Origin of the sequence: Paenibacillus xylanexedens, from assembly GCF_007680605.1 — a bacterium.
Classification (GTDB): Bacteria; Bacillota; Bacilli; order Paenibacillales; family Paenibacillaceae; genus Paenibacillus; species Paenibacillus xylanexedens_B.
The window spans coordinates 2585767-2600190 of record NZ_VEIO01000001.1 but is presented as its reverse complement, the minus strand read 5'-3'; the positions used below and the strand labels follow the sequence as shown (position 1 = coordinate 2600190).

Genomic DNA, 14424 nt, shown 5'->3' with positions numbered 1-14424 from the left:
AGCTAGGAAGGGGAATTCTCACTTGAGTATACGTTCTTTAAATGGAACAGATTTCACCGCAATGGTTCTCGCCGGAGCGGAACAACTAGGGCAGCACGCAGAACATGTCAATTCCCTGAATGTTTTCCCTGTGCCGGATGGTGACACGGGAACAAATATGAATTTGACAATGACTGCTGGTGTTGCAGAGATCAAAAGAAAGAGCTCTGCTTCCATCGGAGAAGCTGCCGCAATACTGTCGAAGGGTTTGCTTATGGGTGCGCGCGGAAATTCAGGGGTTATTTTATCCCAATTGTTCCGTGGATTCAGCCGTTCAGCAGCTCCTTATGAAGAATTGAATACGATTCAATTCGCAGCCGCCCTGCAAAATGGTGTTGACGCAGCATACAAAGCTGTAGTTAAGCCTGTGGAGGGAACCATTCTTACCGTAGCGAAAGAAGCGGCTAAACATGCCAGCTACTATGCAAGACGGACGAATGATATCACTGAATTAATGAATGAAGTTCTATTAAAAGCAAAAGAAGCGCTGGCGATGACTCCAGAGTTGCTGCCTGTTTTAAAGCAGGTCGGTGTGGTGGATTCGGGTGGTCAGGGTCTTGTATATATTTATGAAGGTTTTATGGACGTGCTATTGAAAACAGACGGTAGTTCACGTGCCTCACTGCAAAAAGAATCTGCTTCTTCAGTAGCAACACCGGTGAAAACGCCTGCAATCGAACCGGTTGCAACGAAGGCGGCACAAGTAATTACGCCCGAGATGCCTTTGTCGGCTCAGGCAAGATTGGAAACAGAAGATATTGAATTCCTGTACGATATGGAGTTTTTCATCAATCGTGAGCTTGGTGAGAATGCAGGAGCTTCATTTGATGAAGAGTTGTTCCGGAAAGCGTTGTCAAGAAATGGAGATTCGATCATCATCATTGCCGATGATGAAGTGATCAAGGTGCATGTGCATTCCAAGACACCTGGTGATGTATTGAATCTGGCTTTGAAGTATGGAGAGATTACACAGATTCATATTCTCAATATGCGTGAACAGCACCGGGACCTGCTGAGCGCAGGCATGGATCTCGCAGCTTCACCGGATATCTTTGCTGAAATTCCGCATGAGAAGACAAGCACATTGGAAGAAGCGGTGCTTCCGGCTGATGAAATGGCACCATATGGCTTTATTGCGGTTTCTTCAGGTGACGGCATTGCGGAAATTTTCAAAAGTCTGGGTGTAGATGTGGTGATGTCTGGTGGTCAGACGATGAACCCAAGTACAGAAGACTTTGTAAAAGCCGTTCGTTCGATTGCGGCGGATCAAATCTTTATTTTGCCGAATAACTCCAACATCGTGCTTGCTGCCGAACAGGCTCGTGAATTGCTGGAGGATGAGCGCCGGATTACCGTTATTCCGAGCAAGACGATTCCACAAGGGATGGCAGCGGCTTTTGCTTTCCAGGAGGATGAGTCTGCGGAAACGAACCGTGAACAGATGCTGGAGGCCATTAGCCGGGTGCAGTCAGGACAAGTGACACATGCCGTTCGGGATACACAGTATGATGAACTGGATATCAAAGCCGGGAACTATATCGGGATATATAACTCCAAAATTGTTGCGACAGATGAGAGCATGCTTCATGCTTGCGAAGGTCTGCTTGGGCAGATGATGGAGAGCGGAGATGAAGTGGTTACGGTTCTTGAAGGGGAAGAGGCTGACGCTGAGATTACTTCTTCTCTTGTTGCATGGCTGGAAGAGCAGTATCCTGATGCGGAAATCGAAGTACATCAGGGAGGACAGCCTGTTTACTATTATCTGTTCTCTGTAGAGTCCTAATTGCGGTTGTTTCACAAGCCAATCACTATCGATTTTAGACGCTGAACGAATGACTTGTTAAACATGCATGATAGCACTTGATGTAAAGAGGAGGAGAGCCTGTGAGCCACAAGGTTGCGATTGTAACGGACAGTACGGCGGATATTCCTGAGGAACTGGTTCGTAAATACGGTATACATGTGGTTCCCTTGCGCGTGTTGTTCGGGGAAGAAAACTATGCGGATGGAGTGGAGCTGACGTCGGAGCAGTTTTACGATAAGTTAAGGCAGAGCGCAGTTCTGCCTACGACTTCGCAGCCTTCTCCTACCGATTTTATGAACGTGTACCAGCGTTTGCTGGACGAAAACCCTGACAGACCTATCGTATCCATACACTTGTCTTCGGGCATGAGTGGTACGTATCAATCGGCGATGCTCGGCAAGTCGCTTCTGGAACGCGAAGCCGATCTTACGGTCATTGATTCAAAATCGGCTTCCTACGGGTATGGTTTAATGGTTGTGCAAGCCGCGGAGCTTGCCGAACAAGGCAAATCCGTAGCGGAGATTGCAGCTGCCGTTCAGGCGATGCAGCAATCCCGCAAGCTGTTTTTTCTGGTGGACACGCTGGAGTATCTGCAGAAAGGCGGACGGATTGGCAAGGCCTCAGCGATCTTGGGAACGCTGCTAAACATCAAACCGATTCTGTCTATCGATGAAGAAGGCGTCATCTACGCCGTAGAGAAAGTCAGAGGTCATAAAAAGGCAATGGCACGTATTATTGAACTGTTCCAGAAGGATCTGGCTGGAAAGCGAGTCAATCTGGCGGTAGGTCATACGGCTGATCCCGCGTCAGCAGTGGCTTGTGCGGAACAGTTACAGGGTCATTTTACACTGAATGAAGTGATCTATACGAATATCGGTGCCGTTATCGGTAGTCATGTGGGACCCGGTGTTATTGCGATCTTTATGTGGCCTGTTCCGGAATGAGGGATTAATCATGAACTTGGAAGAAATATCAGTCAAGCAAATTAACGGCGTGAGTGCTCTCAAAGAGGGAGAGCTTCACGCCTTTGGCATCTCTAGTGTGAAAGACTTGCTGGAATATTATCCGTTTCGGTATGAAGATTATCGTCTGCGCTCGCTTAGTGAGGTTAAGGACGGAGACAAAATTACGGTACAAGGTCAGGTTATGGGTGTTCCGGTGTTGCAACGTTATGGCAAAAAGTCCCGTCTGACCTGCAAGATTATGACGGAAGAGTGGATGATTACGGCAACGTGGTTTAACCGCCATTTTCTCAAGGACCAGCTTACACCCAACCGGGAAATTGTGCTTACCGGGAAATGGGAACAAAAGCGTATGCAGCTTACCGTATCGGATTCGGAATTCCCGGATAAGGGGGATGGACGTTCAGGTACGCTGCAACCGGTCTATTCGGTTACGGGCAAGGTCACGCAGCAGTGGATGCGTAAGACGATCAACCAGGGGTTAGTTCAATACGGTGAGATGATCCCGGAGATTTTGCCACAAGCATTGATTAAAAAATATAATCTGATGCCACGCAAGCAGGCAATAGCCGGTATTCATCGTCCGCAGGACAATCAGGAAGGTCAGCGGGCCAGACAGCGCATGGTCTATGAGGAGTTATTTTTGTTCCAACTTAAAATGCAGGCATTTCGTGCGCTGAATCGGAATCGGATGGATGGTATGGTGCATACGACCGACAATACGACGATTCGAGAGTTTGTACGTAGTCTGCCGTTTGAGTTGACGGATGCGCAGAAGAAGGTGGAACTTGAAATATTACATGATATGCGTTCACCCTATGCGATGAATCGATTGCTACAAGGTGATGTAGGTTCAGGCAAAACGGTAATCGCAGCCATTGCACTTTATACGACGGTGCGCTCCGGCTTTCAGGGGGCACTTATGGTGCCGACTGAGATTCTGGCAGAGCAGCATATGCGTTCTTTGCAGAAGCTGTTTGAGCCTTTTGGGGTGACGGTGGGTCTGTTAACGGGTAGTGTAAACGGGCGCAAACGCAAGGACTTGATCGCATCCTTGCAGATGGGGATGCTGGATATTGTGGTGGGTACACACGCCCTGATTCAGGAAGATGTTTTCTTCCGGGAGCTGGGTCTTGTGGTTACGGACGAGCAACATCGCTTCGGGGTGAATCAGCGTAGCGTTTTAAGACGCAAAGGGTATAATCCGGATGTATTAACGATGACGGCTACGCCGATCCCGCGGACACTTGCGATTACGGCATTTGGTGATATTGAGGTATCGACGATCTCGGAGCGGCCGAAAGGACGGATTCCGATCTCCACGTATTGGGTGAAGCATGACATGATGGAGCGGGTGCTTGGTTTTATCTCGAGAGAGGTAGATCAAGGGCGTCAGGCGTATCTGATCTGCCCACTGATCGAGGAATCGGAAAAGCTTGATGTGCAAAATGCGATTGATCTTCATGTACAGATGCAGCAGAACTTCCCCAAATACAAAGTGGGACTTCTCCACGGACGCATGACGGCTGCGGAAAAAGAAGAAATGATGCGTGAATTTTACAGCAATGACATTCAGCTACTGGTGTCTACCACGGTGGTAGAAGTCGGGGTGGATGTGCCTAACGCCACTCTAATGGTGATTATGGACGCAGACCGTTTTGGTTTGTCCCAGCTACATCAGCTTCGGGGCCGCGTTGGTCGGGGTGCGCATGCGTCGTATTGTGTGCTCATTGCTGATCCGAAGACAGAGGTTGGGCAGGAACGGATGAAGGTCATGACCGAAACCGAGGATGGATTCGAGGTATCACGGCGTGATTTGGATCTGAGGGGGCCGGGAGATTTCTTCGGCACCAAGCAGAGCGGGCTGCCTGAATTCCGTCTGGCCGATATGGTGGCAGATTTTGCTGTACTGGAGCAGGCTCGGGATGATGTATCTGCATTGATTGCGGATGCTACATTCTGGACGTCTGTGGACTATACTCCCCTGCGTGATTTTCTCCAGCAACAGCAGGTGTTTAAGGGTGATCTGATTGATTAGCGCTGGATGTTAAATCTGGACATGCTGTTTGGAAGCGTAAGGTTGCGTAATTCAGATACGTGGCCTGAATGCGTAATGAGATAAGTAACCAGAATTCATAACGTGATATCGTAAAGTGAAGCGTAAAGTAATGCCAAACCGGAATGTGTTACTTCAAAGCTTAATTTTGAATGAGCTACGTTTGTTTCAAGGCATGTTTTGTAAAAAGTGACAAGTGACCAAGCCCTCCCGACATATGAATAAGAAGTGAGTTCATTTTTTGGGAGGTGCTGTACGTTTTGGGTTACCAACAATATGGAATTAGTCCGCAGCTGGTGGAGCGGATCAAATTAAAGATGAAGAATCCTGCAGTCAAAGAGCGGATTAAAAAGCTGATCGATGGCGTAACCAAGGCCGATCTGCAGGATAAAGCGAAGGTGCGCAGGCTCATTAAATCGTCGGCAGTCATTATGAATGAGAACTTCTCGCCTGCACAGGAGGAGCAATTTGTCACTTTTGTGATCGCGCAGAAGATTGATCCGAACAATACGTTTCATTTGATTAAGCTGTGGGGCATGTTCAGGTAAGGTTGAATGTGATGGTATCCTGCAAAGAAAGATGGGTGTTTACACGGGACACTCCGAGGACAGAATACCCTTTTGAGCGCTGTTATCCCCGGATTTTTTGTGAATTTCCCTCTATAAAGGGTAAAATCCGGTGATAAAGGCGAAGCGTATGCTTCCGATGTAGCTTTCTTTCAGAAAGCTTTCAGGCGCCCGCTTCGCTTCTACAGATTGGTTCTGCTCTCTCCGTTAACGTGTAAACTGATTTTTTTTGAAAGGCACATTACATTCAAAAGAGTGTGGTAATGTAAAGAAGGGCATTTCATCAGTCATGTGTGACTTGATGAAATGCCTTTTTGGATTTTAAAGGAGTCAGATTGGTTTATGCGCAGCATCCTGTGTGCAGAGATACGATGTGAGAGAAGGAACGGTGAGCACTATAGCTAATAATGGGTTGTGGAGAGTGTATTTGTTACATTTAGCGTGGTGGGAAAATGTGACGTTCATCAGTTACGTCGTGAACTAGTTACACAGTGGACTAGTGAGCAAATATGGAGAGGTTGAACCGGAACCGTTCGGAGGATTTTTTCTAACGATCACCAGAGACGTTATTTTGGCGATATCAGACGTTTTTATTTTCTAACGATCTCAGGGAAGCTTATTTTAGGAATTTGATGTGTAAGCGGGCATTTTTACGCTCTTTTCAACGAAATAAGCTCTCTGGTGATCGTTACAATTCCAGAAAGCTCAATATCGCTAAAATAAGCTCATTTGAGATCGTTAGAATTCGGAGCGATATGTTGAGGAGGAAAGGATGAATTTGGGGTATCGTAACGGAGAAGCTTGGTGATGCAGTATGGTAAAGTTAATCACAATAATCTTGCTTTTGGCTATTTCGTTGCGCTACCCAGACATAGTCGAACAATGTCATTCAGATGTTCTGTTGGTCTCTTTGGCCTTACTAGAAACGGGAGTACGCTCCGGGACCATAGTTGCAAACCACATTGCGATGAATGTGGCGATGAATATTCCGTTATGAGGTAGTTCTGTGAGTATGTAATCTTGGACAACCAAAACCAGAATTGAAATACATAAAACGACTTGGAGTACTCGTCCTGTGGATCGGTCAGCATGGTGGGATCGCCTGGAGACCAACTTTAACAAAAAGAATATAAGACTAAACAGCAGAAGTGATCCAAGGAGCAGAATTGCAAGCATGGATATGAGCACCTTTCTGAGGAGAATTAACGATATTCTTCATGTAGCAGGTATTAGTTTCCTAATTATACCACATTGGATTTTCAGTGTGTATTTTATCGAATGTTACTTTTAAGAGAGAAGGATCATGTTAGAAGGGGATAGCAGTCTGTATCACTGTGATGAAGCCCTTTTTTTGATTTTCACAGGATATCCTTTGCTTTCCTCCAAGGGGAAGGGTAAACTGTTGCATACGAGTAGTGTGGATACATGTCGCACTGCGGGATGCATGAGCGTTTTCCGGCGCTGTAATTGTAATTGTTATTTTTTAGATAGATGTGGAGGAAGATGGGTTGGAAATGTTTACGATGTTGCTGGGGCTGTTCGAGCGGGCGGCGCTGCTGATTATATTTTTGTTTTTTCTGTCACGGGTGCCGCGGTTCAGGCAGATTTTGCAAAAGGGCAAGTTAAGATGGCAGGAGTATGCTGCGGTAACGTTGTTATTCTGTGCGTTTGCCATCTTTGGTACTTATACAGGCATCAACGTTGAAGGCTCACTTGTTAATGTACGGATTATTGCAATTCTATCGGGTGGAATTTTGTTTGGGGCACCGGTGGGCATTATTACGGGACTCGTGTCCGGGGTACACCGTTATCTGATCGATATGGATGGCATTACGGCTATCCCGTGCCTGATCACAAGTATTCTGGCGGGGTTGGTGTCGGGTTACATTCACAAATACACCCCAAAATCCAAACGCTGGATCATCGGTATTGGGGCAGGCATGATCATTGAAGCACTCACGATGCTGCTGATTCTTCTTTACTCGTATCCTGATCCGCTTGGAGCAGATATCGTTTCGAAGATTGCATTGCCGATGATTTTGGGTGAGGTGAACATTGGGCTGATCGTGCTTTTGGTGCAGAGTGTGGAGGGGGAAAAAGAGTTAATTGCAGGCCGTCAGGCCAAACTAGCTTTGGAGATAGCGAATAAAACATTGCCGTATTTCCGCTCAATTGATGAGGATTCCCTGCGTAAAATATGCAAAATCATTCAAGAGGATATCCAGGCGGACGCGGTAGCGATCACCGATACACGGAATGTTTTGGCTTATGTTGGTTTTGGTGAGGAACGGTATCATATTGGGAATGAGATTATTAGTGAAATGACTAAGAAGACGATTTCCAGCGGGGTAATTACGATAAGTAATGATGTGACGGATGAGAAGACTCCAGATATTCACTCGCTACTGATTATTCCCTTGAAGGAACGTGGCGATGTAACGGGCGCACTCAAAATCTATTATCGTAAAGCTTACAAAATTACGTATCCGTTACAAACGATGGCTGTAGGGCTCTCTCAGATTATCTCCACGCAGATGGAGGTTTCACGCGTAGAGGAGATTAAGGCAGCGGCGAACAAGGCTGAACTGCGCGCTTTGCAAACGACGATTCATCCTCATTTTTTGTTCAATGCGCTGAACGCTATCGCTTCGTCCATACGCACCAAGCCAGATCGTGCGCGCGAATTGATTGTTAACCTTTCAGGTTACATGCGTTATAACTTGGAGCTGTCGGACGAGTTAATTGATATTCATAAAGAGCTGGAGCAAGTCCGTAATTATGTGGAGATTGAAAAAGCACGCTTTGGCAGCAGACTCACGGTTGTCTATGAGATTGATGAAGTGGCGGTGCATATTCCCAGTCTGGTCATTCAGCCGCTCGTGGAAAATGCGATTATACACGGCATTCTGAAGGTTAAGGGTGCTGGAACTGTGCGGATTCGGGTACAGGACCATCCCGATTTTGTGCGAATCAGCGTTAGTGATACCGGGGCAGGCATCAGCGCGGATATTATTGAAAAAGTCTACCATGATCGCATGCCGGGCAATCAGATCGGGCTATATAATGTGCATCGGCGTGTGAAGCTGATTTACGGACAAGGCCTGACGATTAGAAGATTAGAGCAAGGAACAGATATTTTATTTGATGTACCCAAAGGAGATGTCATACCAAGGTGATAAAGCGATGAGAGCGTTAGATGAAGGCATGTTGAACGGGTTAGACAAAAGAAGAATGCGAGCACTAATTGTAGAAGATGAAATTCCGGCAAGTGAGGAACTGAGTTATTTAATTCAGGAGCATAGCCGGATCGAGGTTGTGGAATGTCTGGAAGATGGCCTGGATGTGCTTAAGTTTTTGCAGGAGCAGGAAGTGGATGTACTATTTCTCGATATTAACATTCCTTCGCTGGACGGTATGATGCTGGCTCATCATATTGGCAAGTTTGCACGTAAACCTTACATCGTATTTACGACTGCGTATAAGGAGCATGCGGCTGAGGCTTTTGAACTGGAAGCATTTGATTATATTTTGAAACCCTATGACGAGAAACGGATCGTAGCCATGCTGCACAAGCTGGAGCTGACCTTCAAGCGGGATCAGGAGCAAACGGAGAACATGGATAACCGAATGCAGATGGAGGATCAGGCATATCGACATGCCGAGGGTCACTCACCAACGAATGATCATGGGGCTCAGCGAGGATATGACACCAAAGAAGATCAGGTTCGTTTTGGCACACGGCAGGCACAGCAAGGGCTGGAGCAACGAGCGGTATCATCTGGTTCTTCAACCCAGGCGGCGGATCATCTGACAGGAACACGAATCAATCTGTTACGCAACGACAACATCATTGTCACCGATTCGGCGGATATCTATTATGCGGAGGCTCAGGAGAAGGTCACCAAGGTATATACCAAAAATGGAGAGTTCACCATGCCGGTTAGCATTTCCGATTTTCACAGCCGCTTGCCGCAAGATACCTTCTTCCGGTGCCATCGTTCCTATCTCGTTAACCTTGCCCAAATTCGTGAGATTGTGCCGTGGTTTAACAATACGTATTTGCTTCGTTTGCGCGACCTGGAAGCCGAAGTTCCGGTCAGTCGTGGCAAGGTCAAAGAATTCAGGCAACTCATGCGCATATAACGGCATTTCATTCCGCTTCTGATGCAACTCATGCTCAAAACGGCTCGATGAATCCCCTTTCATGTATGATGGTCTTGTGAACGCATTCAAGTATGCTTGAATGGTACAGAGAACGTTCAGCATGTCACAGACATCGGCAAAGGGGAGATTACGATGAAAGCAGCTATTTCATCCGCTTCATCAGCATCTAATTCAACAAAGACATCATCTATACCTATGAATCGCTGGCTTATTGTACTGGGTACGATTATTGTACAAATGGGGCTTGGCACGATCTACACCTGGAGTTTATTTAATCAACCGTTGTCTGATCGTTTCGGATGGGACGTCAGCTCGGTCGCGATAACTTTTTCGATTACGAGTTTTGCTCTGGCATTTGCTACGTTGTTTGCGGGCCGGTTGCAGGAGCGCTGGGGTCTCCAGCGTCTAATTCGGGTAGCCGGTATCGTGCTCGGGCTGGGACTTATTTTGAGTTCTCAGGTGAGTTCGTTAACGCTGCTGTATCTGCTGGCCGGTTTTGTGGTCGGTTTCGCGGACGGCACAGCGTATATCACTTCTCTATCCAATCTGATCAAATGGTTCCCTGAACGTAAAGGTCTGATTTCGGGTATTTCGGTAGGTGCTTTTGGTACCGGCAGTCTGTTGTTTAAATATGTGAACTCCGCGCTAATTAGTGCGGTTGGTCCAGTGCAAGCCTTTATGTACTGGGGCGTGATCGTTCTTGTACTCGTTGTTGCAGGATCATTCCTGATCCGCGAAGCTGTGGTTCGTGGACAGTCTCCGGCGAGTGCTAAAGAGGGTACGGTTAACGAAACAGCAGAAGTCCGTCATGAGTATACAGTCAAAGAAATGCTTCGTACAAAAGAAGCGTATATGCTTTTCGGTATTTTCTTCACAGCATGTATGAGCGGTCTGTATCTGATCGGCATTGTCAAAGACATTGGCGTACAGCTTGCAGGTCTTAACGTAGCAACGGCTGCGAACGCGGTTGCGATGGTTGCTATCTTCAACACGGCGGGCCGAATTATTCTGGGTGCGCTGTCGGACAAAGTAGGACGGATGAAGGTCATTGCCGGAGCATTACTGGTTACAGCCGTAGCAGTCATGACGCTCAGTCTGGTGCCGCTAAACTTTGGGATTTTCTTCGCTTGTGTGGCAGCGATTGCTTTCTGTTTTGGCGGTAACATTACCGTGTTCCCAGCGATTGTGGCCGATTACTTCGGTTTGAAAAATCAAAGCAAAAACTACGGTGTGATCTACCAAGGGTTCGGATTTGGTGCTCTGGCCGGATCATTCATCAGCGCGTTGCTAGGTGGTTTCCATCTCACCTTTATCGTCATCGCGGTGCTCTGTGCGGTATCACTGCTGATGGCACTGATCATCACACCTCCGGGTACAAGCCTGCGGGCACGTGATTCCCATAAAAAACAGATGCAGTTCAACCCGTCATCGCGGGCAAGTTAAGTTGTAGTTATCCCGTTGTACAGATCCATATCTACGTATTACAGCATCACAGAGACGTAGCGAATGGACATCGTATTGGGGTAAGAACGAATACAAAAAGCTAATAACAGATGAATGGCAAGCGGTCTCCGACGAGGCCGTTTTTACTTTTTTGAAAAAGCTTCACAAATCCCCAAATCCCCACTGTCGAGTGTAGTAGATACGTGACCACGCGGACGTACATCCCGAGATGTGCATTGCTACCTTTGCTTCTGTTATACTCTAGGTGAATCAAAGGAACACTGTACTCGATGACGCGCTATAAAATGATATACGGCTGCGACACGATGACATTGAAATGATCTATCCCAAGGAGGCATATTCATGAACTTTGTGAAATACACAGAACCGGACTTTGAACATTATTATGCACTCGTTTCCAATGAGGACGTCATGAAGCACATTACCGAGCGTGCGATTCCGGAGGCGGAAGCCAGAACTCAGTTCGATGCCATGCTGGATTACAATCTTCGTTCTTTGTGCGGGCACTACCTTGTGACCACGCAGGATGATGCGGGTGTGGCCTACGCCAAATTGATTCTGGATGAAGATAACCCAAGCCGGGCAGAGATGGGGTATATGATTCTACCGGAGCATTGGGGCAAAGGTCAGGGCACGGCTATCGCGTCCCGCCTGATTATTCAGGCTCAGGCTGCGGATATTGAGGTTCTATATGCCGTTATTGATCCTTCCAATGCGGCATCCCGTCAGATTTTGCTTAGACAGAACTTTGAATCGACTTGGGTGGGAGACTACGACGGTTTGCCAGGGGAGATTCTGGAGTTGAATCTGCGTCCTAACAGATAAAGACGTTAGAACACATGAAAGTACAAGCTCAAACTTGTGCTTTGAATGATCTAATGGCCATTCTTAACCTTTCCAGAGACACAGTATATCGTTTCATTTACATGCTGCAGCCGCTTATAAAGCGGCTTTTTTCTGTGCAATCTATATAAGATAGAGCCGCCCTAAATTACATGTAAGAGGAGAGCATTATGATAAAATCATTGGAATGGATTACGCATCCTCCGTTTAACCCTATTCATGATAAGCTTTATACTCCCTTTGAGTTGCTTAAGGGTTTTAATGCGGATGATGCACGGAGCCTATTAGCCACGCCAGATTTTCGGTGTTTTACATATTTTCATCAACAAGGAGGTACAACCGTCTCAGATCCTTATGCTGCGATGATGGAGGCTGTGCATGATACATCCGTTGTACGCGAAATGAACGGATTTCTGGCAACGCAGTTACAGGCAGGCCGTCGTCCTGTTGCAATTATGGGAGGACATCGGGAGAGACGAGGAAGCGAAACCTATCGTAAAGTAGCACGAATTGCCCAGAAGCTATCAGAATCTGGTTTTATTGTCGTTAGCGGTGGTGGACCTGGTTGTATGGAAGCAACACATCTTGGTGCTCTTCACGCTGGACGGTCTGCAGACTGCCTTGAATCTGCAATGAAACGTTTGGAGGAGGAACCGTTTGACGTATTCCCGGAAAACATGAGCAATATTATCGGTAAAGATGGGCAGACCTTTAATGAAGAATTATTAAGTAAGCTCCATAAATGGATGCTTCCCGCATGGGAAATAGCAAATGAACTCAAGGATCAACTCAGCCGACTCAATTGCAGTTTGGCACTGCCGACCTGGCATTATGGCCACGAGCCGTTTACTCCGTTTGCTACCCACGTTGCAAAATACTTCCTCAATAGCATACGGGAAGATGTGCTTCTTACACTGGCTTCATGCGGTATCATTTTTTCGGAGGGGCGGGGAGGCACAATCCAGGAAGTGTTCCAGGACGCCGCTCAAGTCTATTACCGTGAGAATGACGCGTATAATAAGGCTCCAATTACTTCAATGCTGTTTCTTGACAGCCGGTTCTGGACAAATTCAGAAACCCCTGATGAAAGGATGCACATGCCAGTGATGGGTTTGCTTCATCAACTTTTCGTCGGTACAAAAAATATGACAGAAGAGGAATTCAAACGTTATATTCGGGTTGTCGATGATGCTGATGAAGCCGTAAACACCATTATTGAAAATGCACATTCCGCGACTCAGGTCGTGCACAAACTTGCCAGAATTGGCATTAGCAATATTGATTCGGAGCTTATGGCTGAAAGAGCGGAAGATTTTGTTAACCAGCGAGGAAAACAAGACTGAAATATGATTCCCCCAAAAAAGCTGTTACTCTAGCAGCTTTTTTGTTTTCCCGGTAGAAATTCGTGTAACTTTACGTACCACAGGGTAATGCATAGGATAGAATAAGGAGTATAAGGTGTCTTGCCTGAGTACAGCGCCCCGTTGTATTGCAGGGCTAGTATCTCGTGTAAGATACTTCTATTGATAAAAGTGGAGGAGATGACATATGAGTGATTCAACGATAGAACGACTGAATGCCCTGTTGCCCGAGTGGCTGGAGACCAGCCGCCTGCATACGGGACAGGGGAAAGTAGCTTCCTATATTCCGGAGCTGGTCAAAGCATCGCAGGATGATCTGGGAATACATATTATGGACGCGGAAGGAAACCATGTGTCTGCCGGGGATTGCGGTGTTCCTTTTACCATGCAAAGTATCTCCAAAGTGTTCACACTGATTCTGGCCCTGATGGATCATGGGGAAGAAGCAGTCTTCTTTAATGTAGGAAAAGAACCAACCGGCGATGATTACGACTCCATGATCAAGCTCGAACTGGTTGAACCAGGCATTCCGTTTAATCCCCTCATTAATGCGGGCGCAATAACCGTATCCTCTCTCATTGGCGGTGACTGCAAGGAAGAGAAGTCCCGCCGTATTCTCGAATTTTTCCGCAAGTTAGCACACAATGAACGATTGGGTTATAACGAAGACGTTTTTCGCTCCGAGTCCGAAAGTGGCCACCTGAATCGCTCCCTCGCTTATTTCCTCAAACATAACGGTGTCATCAAAGATGATGTGGAAGATGTGCTGGCAGTTTATTTCCGCCATTGTTCTATTGAAGTTACCTGTGCTGACCTGGCTCGCATGGCACTTGTTCTCGCTCATGATGGAACCGATCCGATTACCGGCGAAGAACTCATTCCCCGTCGTTATGTGCAGATCGCCAAAACGTTTATGACCACCTGCGGGATGTACAATGCTTCTGGTGAATTTGCCATCGAGGTTGGCTTGCCCGCCAAAAGCGGTGTATCCGGTGGAATACTGACGCTGGTTCCGGGACAATTCGGCATCGGTGTAGTTGGCCCGGCGCTTAATCGCAAAGGCAACAGCCTGGCTGGCGTTCATTTGCTTGAGCGTCTGTCCAAGGAGTTTGACTGGAGTTTCTTCTAATATTAAAAAAGCAATGTAATGGCTACCCTTCTAAGG

The 14424-nt window shown here is 46.9% G+C and carries 10 protein-coding genes; all 10 read left to right on the top strand.

Annotated features, from left to right (window positions below):
• Positions 1–22 precede the first annotated feature (22 nt).
• The 10 genes from FS818_RS11530 to glsA all read left to right on the top strand — a co-directional run bounded on the left by FS818_RS11530 (position 23) and on the right by glsA (position 14388).
• Positions 23–1822, top strand: coding sequence for a DAK2 domain-containing protein (locus tag FS818_RS11530; protein WP_145331906.1), 1800 nt, complete (start codon positions 23–25; stop codon positions 1820–1822).
• 101 nt (positions 1823–1923) lie between these two features.
• Positions 1924–2787, top strand: coding sequence for a DegV family protein (locus tag FS818_RS11525; protein WP_145331905.1), 864 nt, complete (start codon positions 1924–1926; stop codon positions 2785–2787).
• Between the two features lie 10 nt (positions 2788–2797).
• Positions 2798–4843: an ATP-dependent DNA helicase RecG gene (gene recG / locus FS818_RS11520; RefSeq protein ID WP_123062350.1), complete on the top strand. Its 2046-nt coding sequence runs from the start codon at positions 2798–2800 to the stop codon at positions 4841–4843.
• 278 nt (positions 4844–5121) lie between these two features.
• Entirely contained in the window at positions 5122–5409 is a 288-nt protein-coding gene (locus tag FS818_RS11515) for a stage VI sporulation protein F (RefSeq protein WP_145331903.1), read from the top strand.
• A gap of 1541 nt (positions 5410–6950) precedes the next feature.
• A complete protein-coding gene (locus tag FS818_RS11510; RefSeq protein WP_145332862.1) occupies positions 6951–8603 on the top strand; it encodes a LytS/YhcK type 5TM receptor domain-containing protein in 1653 nt (550 codons plus the stop codon).
• 55 nt (positions 8604–8658) lie between these two features.
• The gene (locus tag FS818_RS11505) at positions 8659–9570 is read left to right on the top strand and encodes a LytR/AlgR family response regulator transcription factor (protein WP_145332861.1); all 912 of its coding nucleotides are present in this window, start codon (positions 8659–8661) and stop codon (positions 9568–9570) included.
• A 216-nt stretch (positions 9571–9786) separates the two neighbouring features.
• Positions 9787–11034, top strand: a complete 1248-nt coding sequence (locus tag FS818_RS11500; RefSeq protein ID WP_145332860.1) for an L-lactate MFS transporter — start codon at positions 9787–9789, stop codon at positions 11032–11034.
• A 363-nt stretch (positions 11035–11397) separates the two neighbouring features.
• The gene (locus FS818_RS11495) at positions 11398–11880 is read left to right on the top strand and encodes a GNAT family N-acetyltransferase (RefSeq protein WP_145331902.1); all 483 of its coding nucleotides are present in this window, start codon (positions 11398–11400) and stop codon (positions 11878–11880) included.
• A 188-nt stretch (positions 11881–12068) separates the two neighbouring features.
• Complete coding sequence (locus FS818_RS11490) at positions 12069–13241, top strand: LOG family protein (protein WP_145331901.1); 1173 nt, start codon at positions 12069–12071, stop codon at positions 13239–13241.
• Positions 13242–13446: 205 nt separating this feature from the next.
• Complete coding sequence (glsA, locus tag FS818_RS11485) at positions 13447–14388, top strand: glutaminase A (protein ID WP_145331900.1); 942 nt, start codon at positions 13447–13449, stop codon at positions 14386–14388.
• The last annotated feature ends 36 nt before the right edge of the window (positions 14389–14424 follow it).

Bases quoted from the DNA above. Each gene is read 5' to 3' on its own strand.
- recG (WP_123062350.1), top strand. From the start codon at position 2,798: ATGAACTTGGAAGAAATATCAGTCAAGCAAATTAACGGCGTGAGTGCT.
- FS818_RS11510 (WP_145332862.1), top strand. From the start codon at position 6,951: ATGTTGCTGGGGCTGTTCGAGCGGGCGGCGCTGCTGATTATATTTTTG.
- FS818_RS11505 (WP_145332861.1), top strand. From the start codon at position 8,659: ATGCGAGCACTAATTGTAGAAGATGAAATTCCGGCAAGTGAGGAACTG.
- FS818_RS11500 (WP_145332860.1), top strand. From the start codon at position 9,787: ATGAATCGCTGGCTTATTGTACTGGGTACGATTATTGTACAAATGGGG.
- FS818_RS11495 (WP_145331902.1), top strand. From the start codon at position 11,398: ATGAACTTTGTGAAATACACAGAACCGGACTTTGAACATTATTATGCA.
- FS818_RS11490 (WP_145331901.1), top strand. From the start codon at position 12,069: ATGATAAAATCATTGGAATGGATTACGCATCCTCCGTTTAACCCTATT.
- glsA (WP_145331900.1), top strand. From the start codon at position 13,447: ATGAGTGATTCAACGATAGAACGACTGAATGCCCTGTTGCCCGAGTGG.